The following is a 17,786-nucleotide window of genomic DNA, read 5'->3' as shown; positions in this document are numbered from 1 at the left end:
GCGTTTGGTGGGGCGTTCTAGATAACAGGCGACGCAGGGCCATGAAGGCCTGAGCTTCTGAGGATGTCGATGGCCGGTCCGGGTTACGGAAACAGGGGTGGTGGCGCTGCGAAACCCGCGCGCACCGGGTTGCAGAAAGCCTTGTATTGGGGTTCGGTTCTGGCCGTCTGGGGCCTGATCTTCCTTGTCGTCTTCTTCGCCGTCTTCGCGCGCGGCCTGCCCGACACCTCGGCCCTCTACGATATCGATCGCCAGCCCTCGATCACCTACCTCGACCGCAACGGCGCCCTGATCGCCACGCGGGGTTCGCAACAGGCGCCGCCCGCCGACCTGGCCGCCCTGCCGGACTATGTGCCGGCCGCCTTCATCGCCATCGAGGACCAGCGGTTCTATTGGCACCCGGGCTTCGACCCGATCGGCATGACCCGCGCCATGGCCGCCAACATGCGCGCCGGCCGCATCGTCCAGGGCGGCTCGACCCTGACCCAGCAGCTGGCCAAGAACCTGTTCCTGACCCCTGACCAGAACATGCGCCGCAAGGTGCAGGAGCTGATGCTGGCCGTCTGGCTGGAGATGAAGTTCTCCAAGGAAGAGATCCTCGCCCTCTATCTGAACCGCGTCTATTTCGGCGCCGGCGCCTATGGCATCGAGGCGGCGTCGCAACGCTATTTCGACAAGTCCGCCAAGGACCTGACCGTCGGCGAGGCCGCGCTTCTGGCCGGTCTGTTGAAGGCGCCGTCGCGCTATTCGCCGGTATCGGAAAGCTCCCGCGCCGCGACCCGCGCCACGGTGGTGCTGGACGAGATGGAAGAATCCGGCGTCATCACCGCCGAACAACGTGCCGCTGCGGTGCTCGAGCCGGTCCGCGTCTCGCGCACCCTGGCCACCCAGCACGCCCAGTATTTCATCGACTGGCTGGACAAGGAGATCCGCGGCCTGGTCGGCGAACCGTCCGAGGACATGATCGTCGAGACCACCCTGGACCTGACGCTTCAGACCGCCGCCGAACGCAACGTCCGCCGCATCCTCGATCGCGACGGCGGACGTGGGGTGGAGCAGGCCGCTCTGGTCGCCCTGGACGGCGACGGCCGAGTGCGCGCCATGATCGGCGGCGCCTCCTATGCCGACAGCCAGTTCAACCGCGCCGTGGACGCCCGCCGTCAGGCCGGTTCGGCCTTCAAGCCCTTCGTCTATCTGGCGGCCATGGAGGCCGGCTACACCCCCGAGACCCCGGTGGTCGACGAGCCGGTCCGCATCGGCAACTGGAGCCCGCGCAACTACTCCGGCACCTTCGCCGGCAACATGACCCTGGCCAACGCCGTGGCCCAGTCGACCAATACGGTCGCCGCCTATGTCGCCGATCAGATCGGTCGCGACAGCGTCGCCCGCGCCGCTCGCCGCCTCGGCATCAGTTCGCGCATCGGTCTCGAGCCCGCCATGGCGCTCGGCGCCGTCGAGGTGTCGCCGATCGACATGGCCACGGCCTATGACGCCTTCGCCAACGGCGGACGCCGGGTCGAGGCCTATGGCATCAGCCGCATCCGCACGCCCCAGGGCCGGGTCATCTACCAGCGCGGTGCCCGTGACGCCGCCTCGGGTCAGGCCATCAACAACCCGTCGCTCTACTACATGAACCAGATGCTGCGCGGCGTGGTCACGGGTGGCACGGCGCGCGCCGCCGCCATCTCCGGCCGCGACATCGCGGGCAAGACGGGCACGACCTCGGACTACAAGGACGCCTGGTTCGTCGGCTACACCGGCGGCTTCGTCACTGCCGTCTGGGTCGGCAAGGACGACAACACCGCCATGCGTGGCGTCACCGGCGGCGCGGCCCCGGCGGCCATCTGGAAGGGCTTCATGGAGGCGGCCCTGCCGCGCCTGAACGTCCAGCCCATCCCCAACGGCCCGCCGATGCCCGAAGGCTGGATCGCGCCCGATCCGGTCAGCGACCTGATCGGCGACGTCGAGGATCCGTATGGCGACTCCACCGTCCTGCCGGGCGGCGTCGATCTCAGCCAGGGCGACCCTTACGACCCCGCCGCACCGGTCGAACAGCCACGCCGCGACCCGGCTCCCGCGCCCGCCGAGCGCCCGCGTCGCGACGATCCACCCGACCAGCGGCCCGAGCCGGCCCCGCCGCCGGAAAAAGAGAACCCGCTGTTCTTCTGACCCGTCCTTCCTTCCTGAAAGGGGAGGGCGGCCCCGCCTTAAAATCCGCCCCGATCCGTGCTATGCGGGCGGCCTCCCTCCACTCAGGATCATCGCCCGTGAGCATTACGCTCGACCTGTCGCGCACCTCCGCACCGGCCGCCCCGGCCCCCGTCAACCTGTCCGGTCTGACGCGCAGCGGTCTGCGTCAGGCGCTGATCGACGCCGACATCTGCACGCCCGAAAAGGCCAAGATGCGCGCGTCCCAGGTCTGGAGCTGGATCCACCACTACGGCGTCACCGACTTCGCGGCGATGACCAACATCGCCCGCTCGGCCCAGGAGGCCATGGCCGCCGCCTTCACCCTGGCCCGTCCCGAGATCGTCGAGCGTCAGGTGTCGAATGACGGCACGCGCAAATGGCTGATCCGCACCGCGCCGGGCATCGAGATCGAGACTGTCTATATTCCCGACGTGGGTCGCGCCGGCGCCCTGTGCGTCTCGTCCCAGGTCGGCTGTACGCTCAACTGCACCTTCTGCCACACGGGCACCCAGAAGCTGGTCCGCAACCTGACCGCCGCCGAGATCGTGGCCCAGGTCCAGGTCGCCCGCGACGATCTGAACGAATGGCCGTCGCCCAAGGAAGACCGCCGCCTGTCGAACATCGTCTTCATGGGCATGGGCGAGCCGTTGTACAATCTCGACCACGTCTCCGACGCGATCGACATCATCAGTGACAACGAGGGCATCGCCCTGTCGCGCCGCCGGATCACGGTCTCGACTTCGGGCGTCGTGCCCCAGCTCGATGCCTTGGGCACGCGCACCCAGGCCATGCTGGCGATCAGCCTGCACGCCACCAACGACGAACTGCGCGACGTCCTGGTGCCGCTGAACAAGAAGTACAATCTCGAAGCTCTGATGGACGGCATCCGCGCCTATCCGGGCATCTCCAACGCCCGCCGCGTCACGTTCGAATATGTGATGCTCAAGGGCGTCAACGACTCCCCCGACGAGGCTCGCGCCCTGCTGAAGCTGATCGAGGGCATCCCCGCCAAGGTCAACCTGATCCCGTTCAACCCTTGGCCCGGCACGGACTACGAGTGCTCGGACTGGAAGACGATCGAACGCTTCGCCGCCATCCTGAACAAGGCCGGCTACGCCTCGCCCATCCGCACCCCGCGCGGCCGCGACATCCTCGCCGCCTGCGGCCAACTGAAGTCCGAGAGCGAGAAGGTCCGGGCAAGCGCGATCCGGAAGGCCGAGCAGGCGGCGGCGTGAAGCGTAAACGCTGTTGAAATCGAGCCATGGTGAACTGCAATCTTCGGGGCACGTCGACAGCTGACGCCGCCAACTTCTGCAGCCCGTCTCGGTAATGGGCGCAGACCGCGCCGTCGGCTTCGAACGCTGTGACACCATGGCGATGATCCTTTCGATCCCTGTGGTGTTAAGCCGCCAACTCTCTTCGGACACCTCCTCATGACCCATCGCCTCGTTCGCGCCGCCCCCGTTCTCCTCGTGAGCGCGCTCGCCCTCGCGGCCTGCCAGACGGCGCCCGCCGCCAATGCCGGCTTCCTTCAGAGCTACGACGGGCTTCAGAGCAAGGAGGGGACCCTGCGCGTGTCGGTTCGCGATCGCCGCGACGACACGGCGGCTGAAGCCATCGAGCGGGTCTTCATCGAACCCTCGGTCCTGACCGCCGGCGCGGCTGACGGCATCGCTCCGGCCGATGTCGCCATGGTGCTGGGCGAGGTGGATCGTCAGGTCTGCTACGAGGTCAGCGAGCGGTTCACCGTCGTGCCGGAGCCGACCGCCGACGCGGCCCGCATTCGCGCCGCCGTGACGCGGATCGTCCCGACCGAGCCGACGGCCTCCGGCGCCGCCGCTGTCGCGAACTTCTTCATCCCCGGCCCGATCGGGGTGCGCGCCCCCGGCACGACCGGGACCTTGGCCGCCGAGGCCGAGTTGATCGCCGTGGGTGGGACCCAGGTCGCCGCCCTGGCCTGGGCGCGCTCGGCCAATGTCGTGGGCATGGACACGCCGTCCCTGTCGCGCGTCGGCGACGCCCTGCAGTTCGCCGAACTGTTCGGAGACCAGGTTGGGGACAGCTTCGCGCCCAAGGATCGCAAGGTCCGCGACATCGCCACGCCCGACCCCTGCGAACGCTTCGGCCCCCGCAACCAGGCCGGCGGCTTCATCACGCGGGCGGTCACGGGCCTCTATGTGCCGCAGACCCAGGGCGTCCGGCCTCAGACGCCGCAGTAGGCTCCCAGCGCGATCAGTCTTGGCGGTGCGCCGCGTAGCGCGGACCCGTTTCTGGCTCTAGGTTTGGCGCATGGAACCGTTCAGTCCTCGTACCCGGATAGGCATGCGTGTGCTGGTGGCTCACGCAATCGGTCTGTGGATCATGGGCACGGCCGGTACGATAGGCACGACCGCAGGCTTCGACTTGGCGGGCGGGGTGCTGGGACTTCTGCTTGGCGGCATTCTGTCCGTGCCCTGGTTGGTCACGCTGGCAGCTGTGATCTTTTTCGCCGCGAAGTGGATCGACAGATTTCCGTGGGCTTTGGCGCTGGCCGGTCCGCCAATCGTCTGTGCTTCCTGGTTCCTGATCGGCGCGCCGTTTCTCGGCGGCGTCGCTCTGTCGTGTCTGACGTCGAGCGTCGCCTATCTCGCCCTGACCTATTGGCGCCAACTCGCCGCCCGGGCGGCGCGCCGGCCGAAAGTCTAGCCCATCATATAAAGACATCCTTATACGATTGTTGCTCTAACGGCCTTTGCGGGCTATAGGCGCGCGCAATCTTCGAACCCTGCCGCGCTCAAGGAGCCGCCCCCCATGACCGATTATATCGTCCGCGACATCTCGCTCGCCCCCTTCGGCAACAAAGAGATCGCCATCGCCGAAACGGAAATGCCGGGCCTGATGGCGCTGCGCGAAGAGTTCGGCGCGCAACAGATCCTCAAGGGCGCCCGCATCGCCGGCTCGCTGCACATGACGATCCAGACCGCCGTGCTGATCCAGACGCTGGAAGCCCTGGGCGCCGACGTCCGTTGGGCCTCGTGCAACATCTTCTCGACCCAGGACCACGCCGCGGCCGCGATCGCCGCCAACGGCACGCCGGTCTTCGCCACCAAGGGCGAGACCCTGGAAGAATACTGGGACTATGCCCACAAGATCTTCGAATGGGCCGACGGCGGCTATCCGAACCTGATCCTCGACGACGGCGGCGACGCGACCCTGCTGTGCGTACTCGGCCCGAAGGCTGAAAAAGACCTGTCGCTGCTGGCCAACCCGCAGAACGAAGAAGAAGAAGCCCTCTTCAAGGTCATGAAACGCTACATCGCCGAGAAGCCCGGCTTCTATTCGGCCATCCGCGACGCCATCGGCGGCGTGTCGGAAGAAACCACCACGGGCGTCCACCGCCTGTACGAAATGGCCAAGAAGGGCGACCTGCCGTTCCCCGCCATCAACGTCAACGACAGCGTCACCAAGTCCAAGTTCGACAACCTGTACGGCTGCCGTGAATCCCTGGTCGACGCGATCCGTCGCGGCACCGACGTCATGCTGTCGGGCAAGGTCGCCGTGGTCTGCGGCTACGGCGACGTGGGCAAGGGCTCGGCCGCCTCGCTGCGCCAGGGCGGCGCCCGCGTTAAGGTGACGGAAGTCGATCCGATCTGCGCCCTGCAGGCCGCGATGGAAGGCTATGAGGTCGTCACCGTCGAGGACGTGGCCCACGAGGCCGACATCTTCGTCACCGCCACGGGCAACCTGGACGTCCTGACCGTCGAGCACATGCGCGCGATGAAGAACAACGCCATCGTCTGCAACATCGGCCACTTCGACTCGGAGATTCAGGTCGCTGGCCTGAAGAACTTCAAGTGGGACGAGATCAAGCCGCAGGTGCACCACGTCGAGTTCCCGGACGGCAAGAAGATCATCCTGCTGTCGGAAGGCCGTCTGGTGAACCTGGGCAATGCGACGGGCCACCCCTCGTTCGTGATGTCGGCGTCCTTCACCAACCAGACCCTGGCCCAGATCGAACTCTGGACTAACATCAAGGCCTACGAGAACCAGGTCTACACCCTGCCCAAGCACCTCGACGAGAAGGTCGCCATGCTTCACCTGGCCAAGCTGGGCGCCAAGCTGACCGTGCTCAACAAGGAACAGGCCGCCTACATCGGCGTGCCGACCGAAGGCCCGTTCAAGCCGGAAGCCTACCGCTACTAAAGACCTCGCTCGCGTTGGCGGAAGCCGACGGAGCGTAGAGCGGCATGAAGGGGCGATCGGGCGATCCGGTCGCCCCTTTTTTGTGTCTGCACGGACGGTGAGATGACCGTTGCAGCCAAAGCCCTCTCCGGGGCGTTGAGCCGGGCTTGGCTGGGGGTTTCTCGTGACATTGCAACAGGGTCTGGCCTTCGGCCTTATCGGCCTGACCATCGGCGCCTTCATCTGGGGTCGGTTTCGCTACGACCTGATCGCCGTCTGCGCCCTGCTCGCCGGAGTGGCGGTCGGAGTCATTCCGGCGGACGCCGCGTTTGACGGCTTCAACAATGATGTCGTCGTCATCATCGCCTGCGCCCTGGTCGTGTCGGCGGCCTTTGCCCGATCGGGCATCGCCGAACTGGCCCTGCGCCGGATCATGCCGCACCTGAAGACCGAACGCACCCAGGCGCCGGTCCTGACCACCGCCGTCACCCTGCTGTCGATGGTGACCAAGAACGTCGGCGCCCTGGCCATCATGATGCCGGTCGCGCTGCAGGTCGCCCGCCGCACCGGGACCTCGCCGTCGCGCCTGCTGATGCCGATGGCCTTCGGGGCCATGGCCGGCGGCATGGTCACCCTGGTCGGGACCGCGCCCAACATCATCGTCGCCGAGGTGCGCCAGGAGATTCTCGGCGAACCCTTTTCGATGTTCGACTATGCCCCGGTGGGCCTGGCCCTGACCGGAATGGCGCTGGTCTTTCTCGCCTTCGGCTATCGGCTCCTGCCTAGGAACCGTCAGGGCGCGGTCAGCTTGAGCGCCGCCCTGGCCGCCAACGCCTATCTGACCGAGGCGTCAGTGCCCGAGGACTGGTCTCTGGGTCGCCTGACCCTGCACCAGCTGACGACCCAGTGCGGCGGCGACCGGGTGCGGATCATGGCCCTGATCCGCGACGGCAAACGCAGGCCCAGGCCGCGCGGGAATATCGTCGCGCTTCCCGGTGACGTCCTCATGCTCGAGGGCGACCAAGAGGCGCTGGAGGATTTCATCGCCCGTGCCCGGCTCAAGCTGGTGCGTGAGGACCGGCCCATCGCCCTGGACGCCCCCAGCGACGACATCTCGGTGATCGAGGCGGTCATCGGCCGCAACTCGCCCATGGTGGGGCAGTCGGTGAAGGATTCCGACCTCTATGGTCAGCACGGCGTGAACCTTTTGGGCGTCTCGCGCTCGGGCTTCGAACTGTCGCAGCATCTCCGCACGGCCAAGCTCAACGCCGGCGACATCGTCCTGTTGCAAGGCGCCGAGCCGCGGATGCCGACGGCGCTCCAGGCGCTCGACCTGCTGCCGCTCGCCGAGCGCGAGATGAGGCTGGGCGGGGTTCGCAAGCGGTTCCTGCCCGTCGTCGTCCTGGCGATCGCCATGACCCTGGTCGGCTTCGGTGTGGTTCCTGTGTCGATCGCCTTCTTCGGCGCGGCGGTGCTGATCGTGGCCCTGGGCGGCCTCAAGATGCGAGAGGCCTATGCGGCGCTTGACGGGCCGCTTCTGGTGCTGGTCGCCGCCCTGATCCCGGTGTCTGACGCGATCCAGCGGACCGGCGGGTCGGACCTGATCGCCGGCCTTCTGTCCGGTGTTTTCACCGGCCTGCCCGGGGTGGTGGCGGTGGCCGGGGTGCTGTGCGCCTCCATGGCGGTGACGCCGTTCCTGAACAATGCCGCGACGGTGCTGATCGTAGCCCCGATCGGGGCGACCCTGGCCGGGCGGCTGGGCTTCAACCCCGACGCCTTCCTGATGGCGGTCGCGGTGGGGGCGGCGTGCGACTTCCTCACCCCGATCGGTCACCAGTGCAACACCCTGGTCATGGGACCGGGCGGCTACCGGTTCGCCGACTATCCAAGGCTGGGCGCGCCGCTCAGCCTGATGGTGTTGATCGCGGGACCGCCGCTGATCCTGTTCTTCTGGCCGCTGTAACGCTCAGGCGGCCAGGGCCAGCGAGTCGGGTCGTTCACGTCCGGCCAGGCTGTTCTCGAAGTCGTTGAGAAGGTCGAGCAGCTCCTCCGCACCCGGCGCAGCCTTGTCACCGCTCATCCGGTAGCGCCAGAAGCTGATGATGTGCTGGATGGCGCCCAGGCGCTCACCGAGACGGGCGAACAGGATCGGGGCGTCGCGCAGGAAGTCCCGGAACGCGGTCGGCCGCCCTTCCTTGGTCAGCCCGCGGAAGGCGTCGTCGTAGACGCGCAGCATGTCCGACGTCGCCTCGCAGGTCAGCAGGATACGACGGCGCACCTGTTCCTTGGCCCGGTCGATACTGGCGTGTTGTTCGGCGTCGGTTCGGCCCCAGGGCTTGACCCGGCGGACGCTGTCCACGACCCAGCCGATGTCGCCCGTGATCGCCTGAAGCGCCCACTTGTAATAGAGGAAACCCTTCCAGCAGAAGATCCCTTCCTCATACTCTTCCGGCTTCAGCATCAGGGTCTGGCCGAGCGCGCTCATGTCCTCGCCGGCCGAGTTCGACATGATCTTGCCGGTCAGCCGCGCGACCGGATTGTCGGCCGCAAGATCGGCGTCAGGCCCCATCGAAAGATCGACCAAGGGCGTGATCTCCTGGGCCACGAACTCCGCCATCCGACGCAGATCCGCTTCCGAGACGTTGAAATAGCAGGGGTCCGGCGCATGGCCGTTGCGGCGCAACTGCTCACGGAGCAGGAAGGGGTCCAGGCTCGGCAACTCGTCGATCAGCGACAGGGTCCGGCGATCCGGATGCGTCGGTCCGATGCCGAAGGCGCGTTCCAGCATGGGGTCGAAGCCGATCTGATCGACGAACAGATAGCGGCCGCCAACGCGAAGGTCCGACCCGTCGATCGGCAGGATGATCTTGGTCGCCACATAGCGGCGCACCCGGAACTCGTCGATCTCGTTGCGGCGCAGACGGTGCTTGATCACCAGACACTTGTTCAGCGTCGGGTTCTCGAACATCGGCGCGTCGCGCCAGCCGTCCTTGCGCCCGTGTTCATGGCTGACCCGCAAGAGATTGAGCACTCGCGCCGTCGACGCTGAGGTTCTCAGATTATCCAGATTGCGGATCGCGCGGTCGGTCATTCAGGCTCCTGACGGACACCGCCATGCCATGGCAAAGGTTAGGATCGCGCGGAGGGGCAGGGTTAGCTGGACGTGAACGCCGTTCGGTCCGCCATGGCCCGCGCTGACGCGTCGCTGGCGCCGGGCGTCGGCGAGGCCTAGATTGATCGCATGAACGTCTTCGACATCCTCGTCCTCCTGGCCATCGGCGCGGTCGCCATCACCCTCGGCTTCGGCATCTATTCGCTGTTCCGGGGCGGCGACTACGCCCGGACCAACTCCAACAAGCTGATGCGGCTGCGGGTCGTGCTGCAGGCGACCGCGATCGTGCTTCTGATGGCCGGTCTGTGGTGGAAATCCACGCACGGGGCCTGAGTCCATGGTCGTCCTCAACAAGATCTACACCCGCACCGGCGACGGGGGCGACACAGGCCTGGCGTCCGGCGCCCGGGTGTCCAAGTCCAATCCCCGCGTCGAGGCCTACGGCACGGTCGATGAGCTGAACGCCGTCATCGGCGTCGCCCGCCTTCACTCGGGCCAGAACGACCGTATCGACGCCATGCTGGCCCGGATCCAGAATGAGCTGTTCGACCTCGGCGCCGACCTGGCCACCCCGCTGGATCCGCCGCCGACATGGGAGGCCCTGCGCATGGTCCAGTCCCAGATCGACCGCCTCGAGGCCGAGATCGACTGGATGAACGAGAGCCTGAAAGCTTTGGACAGTTTCATCCTGCCCGGCGGCTCCCCCCTGTCGGCGCATCTGCATCTGGCCCGCACGGTCGCCCGCCGCGCCGAGCGCGACGCCATCCGCCTGGTGGAGACCGGAACCCCGGTGACGCCCGAAGCCGTCCGCTATCTGAACCGTCTCTCCGACCACCTGTTCGTCGCGGCGCGTCGGGCGAATGCCAACGGGGCGAGCGACGTGAAATGGGTCCCGGGCGGTACCAGATAATACCTTTCCCTCCCCCAAGTGGGAGGGAGAAGGCGCATTGGGTTTCTCGCTAGCACGCGCTAAACCGCCGCCAAACAAGAACAGTCAGCTTCAGGGAAACGCCGCCATGCGCGACATCAACCATTTCATCGACGGCGCGTCCTTCACCGGCTCGTCCGGCCGGTTCGCCGATGTGTTCAACCCCAACACCGGTGAGGTCCAGGCCCGCGTTCAGCTGGCCAGCGTCGAGGAGATGGATCGCGCGGTCCAGTCCGCCCAGAACGCCTTCGAAGGCTGGTCCTCGACCAATCCCCAGCGCCGTGCGCGGGTGATGTTCGAGTTCAAGCGGCTGGTCGAGGCGAACATGACCGAGCTGGCCGAACTGCTGTCGTCCGAGCACGGCAAGGTCGTCGCCGACTCTAAGGGCGACATCCAGCGCGGCCTGGAGGTCATCGAGTTCGCCTGCGGCATCCCGCATGCGCTGAAGGGCGAATACACCTGGGGCGCCGGTCCCGGCATCGACGTCTATTCGATGCGCCAGCCGCTGGGTGTCGTCTCGGGCATCACGCCTTTCAACTTCCCGGCCATGATCCCGATGTGGATGTTCGGCGTGGCCATCGCGGTCGGCAACACCTTCATCCTCAAGCCGTCCGAGCGCGATCCGTCCGTGCCCGTCCGCCTGGCCGAGCTGATGATGGAGGCCGGCGCTCCCGCAGGCGTCCTGAACGTCGTCCACGGCGACAAGGGCGCGGTCGACGCCATCCTCGAGCATCCGCTGGTCCACGCGGTCAGCTTCGTCGGCTCGTCCGACATCGCCCACTATGTCTACCAGGTCGGGGCCGCCAACCATAAGCGGGTCCAGGCCATGGGCGGGGCCAAGAACCACGGCATCGTCCTGCCCGACGCCGATATGGACCAGGTGATCAAGGACCTGTCGGGCGCCGCTTACGGCTCGGCCGGCGAGCGGTGCATGGCCCTTCCGGTCGTCGTTCCCGTCGGAAGGAAGACCGCCGACGAACTGCGCGAGCGCATGGTCGCCGAGATCCCGACCATGCGCGTCGGCGTTTCGACCGACGCGGGCGCCCACTATGGCCCCGTCGTCACCGCCCAGCACAAGGCCCGCGTCGAAGGCTGGATCGACCAGGGGGTCAAGGACGGCGCCGAACTGGTCGTCGACGGCCGCGGCTTCACCCTGCAGGGTCACGAGAGGGGCTATTTCGTTGGCCCGTCCCTGTTCGACCACGTCACGCCCGAGATGGAATCCTACAAGGAGGAGATCTTCGGCCCCGTGCTGCAGATCGTCCGCGCCGCCTCGTTCGAGGAGGCCCTGTCGCTGCCGTCCAAGCACCAGTACGGCAACGGCGTCGCCATCTTCACCCAGAACGGCCGCGCGGCCCGCGACTTCGCCGCCCGGGTCAATGTCGGCATGGTCGGGATCAACGTCCCGATCCCGGTGCCGGTCGCCTATCACACCTTCGGCGGCTGGAAGCGCTCGTCCTTCGGCGACACCAACCAGCACGGCATGGAAGGCGTGAAGTTCTGGACCAAGGTCAAGACCGTCACCGCCCGCTGGCCGGACTCCGAGCTGGAGCACGCGGATTCGAGCTTCGTCATCCCGACCATGGGGTGACGGAAGCCGGGTCAGTTCCCCCGCCCGGTGTTCGAGGCGACGCAATTCGGTGTTAAGCGTTAAACTCGCCGATATGCTGAAGCTGGAGCGCTCCCCCGCATGCGTCGCTTTCTGATCTGGTCCGCCCTGGCGGTTGTCATCGGCCTGGCCTTGGCCGGCGCCGGCTACTGGGCCTACTGGAACTTCTACGCCCGGTTCCAGCCGGTCACGATCAGCCGCAACCAGCCGGAGATCCAGCGCCTGCTGGACGAGGCCTCGTGGGTGTCCGGCGGCGGTGGCGGGGAGCCCCTCTACGTCATCGGCTATCGCGACAGCGCCTCGACCCAGCGCTATGAGCGCGAGGAGGCCGAGAAGCTGCGCGCCGGCGGGGTCGAGCTGCGCTCCATCGTCTTCGCCCGGGCCGATCGCGAGGGCCAGGTCCAGTCAACCCCGGCAGAGCGCGCCACGGTCGCCGAGCTGTGGCTGAGCCGCGACTGGAGCCTTTACCAGCGCTGGACTGCCACGCCGTCTCGCAACTGGACCGCTGCGGGCATTCCCGCCGCCGACGGCAACCTGGCCCGGTCCGCCGTGGTCGACGCCAGCCGTCAGTTCGTCACCCGGTTGAACGACCTGCTGCGCGACGCCGGAGCGCCCGTGGGCTATCCGCTGGTGATCTGGCGCGACCGGGACGGCTTCATGAAAGCCTGCGCCTGTGCCGACAGCCGCTCGTGGGCCTTCATCCGCGACGACTTCTCGGCCCCCGACGCGGTCGCGCCGTCTGGCGTCCCCGAGGCGGGTCCGGCCGTCCCGCCGACCGCTCCGACGCTCGGCGACGGCACGCCGGAGAGCCTGCCCTATCCGACCCTTGGCCCGATCCCTCCGGCCGGTCAGACCATCCCGCCAGCGACGGGCCAGGCCCAGCCCAACGTCGCGCCCTCGCCCTCGCCCGCGCGGCCCAGCCAGACACCGCCGCGAACCCCGACCCGGCCGGCCGCACCGCCCCAACCGACCCAGCAGGAAGACACGACCTTCTTCTAGCGGCCCGTCCTTCTAGCGAGCCGTCAGAACAGGCGTTTGCAAACGCCGATCAGACGCTCCACGTCCTCTTCGGTCTGATACAGGCCGAAGCCGAAGCGGATGACCTCGTCGCGCACGTCGGTCACGACGTTGGCTTCCAGCAGCTGTGCGCGCCAGCGCTGGGCGTCCTTGTGCTTGAGGGCCAGGAACCGCGCGCGCGGGCGATTGTCGCCGGCGATCGGGTTCAGCACCTCGGCCTCGCCCAGCGCCCCGCAGTCGCCCGCCGCAAGGGCCTGCGCGAACCGCGCCTGCAGGCGGTCGGCATGGGCGGAGACGTCCGCCGTCGTCAGGCCTTGTTCCTCCAGCATCCGCCGCACGCCGTTGAAACGGTAGAGCGGGGTAGAGTCGAACGTCGCTCCCCAGAACCGGCCGGCGTCGCCCCGGTACTGCACGCCTTCGGGCGGCCCCATCAGATTGCCGAACTCTGCGAACCAGCCGGTCACGACCGGCCGTTCGCAGAAGCCGTCGGGCGCATGAAGGAACCCCGCCCCCTCGCCCGTCATGGCGTATTTGTAGCCGCCCGAGACATAGAAAATCCTGTCCGCCACAGCCGACAGGTCGGTCGGGGTGGCCATGAAGCCGTGATAGCCGTCGACGATCACCCAAGGGCCCTCCGGCTTCGCCAGCGCGGCCAGATCCTCGATGCAGCCGATAGCCTGGCCCGTCTTGAAGAAGACCTGGCTGACCACGATCACGTCGTGACCTCCGGCCTGCGCGGCCGCCGTGAAGCGCGCGTCGAAGGTCTCGAAGGGCTCCAGCGCCACGCGTGTGACCACGGCTTCGCCCGCCTCTTCCCAGCGCTCGGCCTGGCGGCGGAAGGCGTGGAACTCCCCGTCCGTGGTCAGGATGCGAACGGGCTTGGTCTCCCACCCGGAGAAGATGCGGATCAGGAAGTCGTGGGTGTTGGGCGCGAAGACCACCGTCTCGGGGTCCGGCAGGCCCAGTTCGCTGGCGATATGTTTCTGCGCCTCCGGGACTACCTCGCCGAACACCAGATCCCATTTCCCGTCGGCGAAATGGTTCGCCTCGACCCAGGCCCTCACCTGGCCGTCAAAGGAGGCGTCCGGCCACAGGTGATGGCTGTGCGCCGCGAAATGCAGCCGCTCGGGGTCGAGATTGAGCGCGCGGGAGAAGAGGTGTTTGTAGGTCATGGAGGCTCAGTTCAGCAGAATGGACTCGTCAACGTCTCGGGCGCTGTGAACGATGCGCTCGACGCGGACGTAGTCGGCCTGAACCGTATAAAGGATGTTGTACGCGCCTTCCGAGGCGCGCCGCACGGGCGGATCCGTGTTGAAAAAGATCGGGCATCGCTGTGGAAATCGTCCCAAGCTGCGGCACCTTGATCTCAGACGCGCCACCCAGCGGTGGGCGGCTAGTGAGTTGTTCCCCGCAATATGAAGGCCGATTTCGGCTATATCCGTCTGCGCCGCGCGGGTGAACCTGACGTTCACGAAGCTTTGCTGTTCAGGCCAGAGAGCCGGGCCTCCAATTCGTCGAAGACCTCATCCATGTCGATGGTGTCGCCGGGATCGCACTCCGCTTCCGCCAGCTTGGTCTTCACCCAAGCGATATACTCCGGCGTCTGCGCCTGCATCTCAAGCCAGTCCGCCACCATATAGCGGATAGCCGCCTCAGAGCTCGGCCAGGCGGGATCGCCCGTCTGGGCTTCGATGGCCTCGAGGTCTCTCGCGGGAAGGTCGATCTGGATACGGGGCATGGCGTCCACCTCTCTCGCTCAAGATCGCCCTTGGCACGATCCAATGCAAGAGAGGGTCGAGCGGTAGCGCCCCTAGACCAGCGCCCCGTGGCAGTGCTTGAACTTGCGACCCGACTGGCAGGGGCAGTCGGCGTTGCGTGGCGTCCGTTCCCAGCCGGCCGGCAGCAGATCGACGGGCATCCGCGAGCGGTCGTCGCCCGTCACCTGGCCCTCTGGGTTCTGCGACATCGGATCGGCCATCTCGTTGACGCCGGTGCCGGGGTTCAGGTGGATCTCCTGGAACTCGGGCATTTCCATCGCCGGGGGCGCCTCGAAGCGGAACTCCACCGTCATCAGCCAGCGCGTCACATTGTGGCGCAGCTCATGCAGCAGGGTCTCGAACAGCGAGAAGGCCTCGGTCTTGTACTCGTTCAGCGGATCGCGTTGGCCATAGCCGCGCAGGCCGATGACGCCGCGCAGGTGGTCCAGGTGCACCAGGTGCTCGCGCCACTGCATGTCGATCATCTGCATCAGGAACTGCTTCTCAAGTCCCCGGGTCTGGGTCACGCCCAGTTGTTCCAGGCGCTCTGTGGCGCGGGCGTCGGCGGCGGCCTGGATGCGCTCCTCGACCTCCTCGTTCGACACGCCTTCCTCGGCGGCCCAGTCATGCAGAGGCAGCTCAAGGCCTAGCGTCGACTTCACCTTCTCGTCGAGGCCGTCGATGTCCCACTGTTCGGCATAGGCCTTGGGCGGCATGAAGCGGTCGACCAGGTCGGTCACCACGTCGCGGCGGAACTCGCCGACCAGTTCCGACAGGTCCTCGGAGTCCATGAACTCCTGGCGCTGTTCGAACACGGCCTTGCGCTGGTCGTTCACGACGTCGTCGTACTTCAGCAGGTTCTTGCGGATGTCGTAGTTGCGGGTCTCGACGCGCTTCTGGGCGGTCTCGACGGCGCGGTTCAGCCAGGGGTGGGAGATGGCCTCGCCCTCGGCCACGCCGAAGGACCGCATGATCGAGTCCAGACGATCGCCGGCGAAGATGCGCAGCAGGTCATCCTCGCAGGACAGGTAGAATTTGGAGGTGCCCGGGTCGCCCTGACGGCCGGTCCGGCCACGCAGCTGGTTGTCGATGCGGCGGCTTTCGTGACGCTCCGTGCCGAGGACGAACAGGCCGCCGGCGGCGAGCGCGATCTGCTTTTGCTCGGCGATATCGGCCTTCAGACGCGCCTCTTCGGCCTTCAGCATCTCCGGCGTAACCTCAATGGCCAGGTTGCGCTGGTCGAGGCGGTATTTCTCGAGACGCATCTCGAGGTTGCCGCCCAGCTGGATGTCGGTGCCGCGGCCGGCCATGTTGGTGGCGATGGTCACCGCGCCCGGCAGGCCGGCGTCGGCCACGATGAAGGCCTCCTGCTCGTGCTGGCGGGCGTTCAGGACGTTGTGAGGAATGCCCTTGAAAGCGGTCTTCCAGACGATGTCGTAGGCGGCGTCGCCGATCTTGGCGGCCTCCTTGTCCTTGCCGACGAATTCCTTCTTGAGGGTCCGAGAGACCTCAACCTTGTGCTCGTACTTGTCGAGCAGGGCCGACAGCTGTTCGGACTTCTCGATCGAGACGGTGCCGACCAGGATCGGCTGACCGCGCTCGCGGCAGTCGGCGATCTGTTTGGCGATGGCCAGGTTCTTCTCGGCATAGGTCCGGTAGACCTCGTCGTCATAGTCGATGCGCTGGACCGGACGGTTGGTCGGCACTTCCAGGACGTCCATCTTGTAGATGTCGAGGAACTCCTGGGCCTCGGTCGCGGCCGTGCCGGTCATGCCGGACAGCTTCTCGTAGAGACGGAAATAGTTCTGGATCGTCACCGAGGCCAGGGTCTGGTTCTCGGGCTGGATCTTGACGTCCTCCTTGGCCTCGATGGCCTGGTGGAGGCCTTCGGACAGGCGGCGGCCGGTCATCATGCGGCCGGTGAACTCGTCGATCAGGACGACCTCGCCGCCCTTGAGGATGTAGTCCTTGTCCTTGGTGTACAGGGTGTTGGCGCGCAGGGCCTGGTTGATGTGGTGCACCAGGCTGATGTTGGCGGCGTCATAGAGGCCGGTGGTGTCCTCGGCGAAGTGGCCGCCGTCTTCCAGCAGCTGCTCGACCTTCTCGGAGCCTTCTTCGGTCAGCAGGGCCTGGCGCTGCTTCTCGTCGAGGTCGTAGGTCGTCTCGTCCTTGATCAGCTCTTTGATCAGGGCGTCGCAGATCTTGTAGAGATCCGACCGGTCCTCGGTCGGGCCCGAGATGATCAAAGGCGTGCGCGCCTCGTCGATCAGGATGGAATCGACCTCGTCGACGATGGCGAAATGGTGCGGACGCTGCACCATCTCGCGCCGGTCATAGACCAGGTTGTCGCGCAGATAGTCGAAGCCGAACTCGTTGTTGGTGCCGTAGGTGATGTCGGCCGCATAGGACGCCTGGCGCTGGCCCGACGACAGGCCGTTGACGATCACGCCGACTTCCAGGCCCAGGAAGCGATAGACGCGACCCATCCATTCGGCGTCGCGGCGAGCCAGATAGTCGTTGACGGTGATGACGTGGACGCCCTTGCCCGACAGGGCGTTCAGATAGGCGGGGGCGATGGCGACCAGGGTCTTGCCTTCACCCGTCCGCATCTCGGCGATGCCGCCGTCGTGCAGGATCATGCCGCCGGTCAGCTGCACGTCGTACTGACGTTGACCCAGGACCCGCTTGGACGCTTCACGCGCGACGGCGAAGGCCTCGTTCATGATCTTGTCGAGCGTCTCGCCGGCCGCGACCCGATCCTTGAACGTCTGGGTCATCATCCGCAGCTCGTCGACCGACAGGGCGGCGAACTTGGGCTCCAGATCGTTGATCTTCTGGACCCGGCCCATGAAGTCCTTGACCTTGCGGTCATTGGAAGAGCCGAAGAGTTTCTTGGCGAAGCCGAGCATGGGCGATCCGGTAACGATCGAGCGGTCTAGAGCTCTGGGGTCTGCCCTTGAGGGGGCGGCGGTGAACGCCGCGAGAGAGGCTGCCGGGCGAGGCGGCGAAACC

Annotated in this window: 15 protein-coding genes; 10 read left to right on the top strand and 5 right to left on the bottom strand. The window is 66.7% G+C overall.

The window, feature by feature from the left end:
• Nucleotides 1–69 precede the first annotated feature (69 nt).
• From ACW171_RS11245 to ACW171_RS11220, 6 genes are all read left to right on the top strand, one after another.
• Nucleotides 70–2,169: a transglycosylase domain-containing protein gene (locus tag ACW171_RS11245; protein ID WP_492093312.1), complete on the top strand. Its 2,100-nt coding sequence runs from the start codon at nucleotides 70–72 to the stop codon at nucleotides 2,167–2,169.
• Nucleotides 2,170–2,267: 98 nt separating this feature from the next.
• Entirely contained in the window at nucleotides 2,268–3,425 is a 1,158-nt protein-coding gene (gene rlmN, locus ACW171_RS11240) for a dual-specificity RNA methyltransferase RlmN (protein WP_492093311.1), read from the top strand.
• Nucleotides 3,426–3,623: 198 nt separating this feature from the next.
• Nucleotides 3,624–4,409, top strand: a complete 786-nt coding sequence (locus ACW171_RS11235) for a DUF3313 domain-containing protein (protein ID WP_492093309.1) — start codon at nucleotides 3,624–3,626, stop codon at nucleotides 4,407–4,409.
• A 103-nt stretch (nucleotides 4,410–4,512) separates the two neighbouring features.
• Complete coding sequence (locus ACW171_RS11230; protein ID WP_492093307.1) at nucleotides 4,513–4,875, top strand: hypothetical protein; 363 nt, start codon at nucleotides 4,513–4,515, stop codon at nucleotides 4,873–4,875.
• Nucleotides 4,876–4,980: 105 nt separating this feature from the next.
• Nucleotides 4,981–6,372 carry an adenosylhomocysteinase gene (gene ahcY / locus ACW171_RS11225; protein ID WP_492093305.1) on the top strand — a complete coding sequence of 464 codons (1,392 nt, stop codon included), beginning with the start codon at nucleotides 4,981–4,983 and terminating at the stop codon, nucleotides 6,370–6,372.
• Between the two features lie 163 nt (nucleotides 6,373–6,535).
• Entirely contained in the window at nucleotides 6,536–8,314 is a 1,779-nt protein-coding gene (locus tag ACW171_RS11220) for an SLC13 family permease (RefSeq protein ID WP_492093304.1), read from the top strand.
• Between the two features lie 3 nt (nucleotides 8,315–8,317).
• On the opposite strand, the gene ACW171_RS11215 is transcribed toward ACW171_RS11220, so the two are convergent.
• Complete coding sequence (locus tag ACW171_RS11215) at nucleotides 8,318–9,442, bottom strand: hypothetical protein (protein ID WP_492093303.1); 1,125 nt, start codon at nucleotides 9,440–9,442, stop codon at nucleotides 8,318–8,320.
• A 150-nt stretch (nucleotides 9,443–9,592) separates the two neighbouring features.
• Between ACW171_RS11215 and ACW171_RS11210 the strand changes: the two genes are divergently transcribed.
• From ACW171_RS11210 to ACW171_RS11195, 4 genes are all read left to right on the top strand, one after another.
• Entirely contained in the window at nucleotides 9,593–9,796 is a 204-nt protein-coding gene (locus tag ACW171_RS11210; RefSeq protein ID WP_492093301.1) for a twin transmembrane helix small protein, read from the top strand.
• A gap of 4 nt (nucleotides 9,797–9,800) precedes the next feature.
• Nucleotides 9,801–10,373: a cob(I)yrinic acid a,c-diamide adenosyltransferase gene (locus tag ACW171_RS11205; protein ID WP_492093300.1), complete on the top strand. Its 573-nt coding sequence runs from the start codon at nucleotides 9,801–9,803 to the stop codon at nucleotides 10,371–10,373.
• A 106-nt stretch (nucleotides 10,374–10,479) separates the two neighbouring features.
• Entirely contained in the window at nucleotides 10,480–11,982 is a 1,503-nt protein-coding gene (locus ACW171_RS11200) for a CoA-acylating methylmalonate-semialdehyde dehydrogenase (RefSeq protein WP_492093298.1), read from the top strand.
• 99 nt (nucleotides 11,983–12,081) lie between these two features.
• Complete coding sequence (locus tag ACW171_RS11195) at nucleotides 12,082–12,999, top strand: hypothetical protein (protein ID WP_492093296.1); 918 nt, start codon at nucleotides 12,082–12,084, stop codon at nucleotides 12,997–12,999.
• Between the two features lie 23 nt (nucleotides 13,000–13,022).
• On the opposite strand, the gene ACW171_RS11190 is transcribed toward ACW171_RS11195, so the two are convergent.
• The 4 genes from ACW171_RS11190 to secA all read right to left on the bottom strand — a co-directional run bounded on the left by ACW171_RS11190 (nucleotide 13,023) and on the right by secA (nucleotide 17,683).
• Complete coding sequence (locus ACW171_RS11190; protein WP_492093295.1) at nucleotides 13,023–14,189, bottom strand: aminotransferase class V-fold PLP-dependent enzyme; 1,167 nt, start codon at nucleotides 14,187–14,189, stop codon at nucleotides 13,023–13,025.
• Between the two features lie 6 nt (nucleotides 14,190–14,195).
• The gene (locus tag ACW171_RS11185) at nucleotides 14,196–14,489 is read right to left on the bottom strand and encodes a type II toxin-antitoxin system RelE/ParE family toxin (RefSeq protein WP_492093294.1); all 294 of its coding nucleotides are present in this window, start codon (nucleotides 14,487–14,489) and stop codon (nucleotides 14,196–14,198) included.
• Nucleotides 14,486–14,755 carry a hypothetical protein gene (locus tag ACW171_RS11180; RefSeq protein ID WP_492093292.1) on the bottom strand — a complete coding sequence of 90 codons (270 nt, stop codon included), beginning with the start codon at nucleotides 14,753–14,755 and terminating at the stop codon, nucleotides 14,486–14,488. Before ACW171_RS11180 ends, ACW171_RS11185 begins: the two co-directional genes overlap by 4 nt.
• A 72-nt stretch (nucleotides 14,756–14,827) precedes the next feature.
• Complete coding sequence (secA, locus tag ACW171_RS11175; RefSeq protein WP_492093290.1) at nucleotides 14,828–17,683, bottom strand: preprotein translocase subunit SecA; 2,856 nt, start codon at nucleotides 17,681–17,683, stop codon at nucleotides 14,828–14,830.
• Nucleotides 17,684–17,786 lie beyond the last annotated feature (103 nt).

Source organism: Brevundimonas sp. FV1ye28 (genome assembly GCF_058681135.1).
Note: the sequence above shows the minus strand (reverse complement) of the source record. Positions and strands in the feature narration are given on the sequence as shown.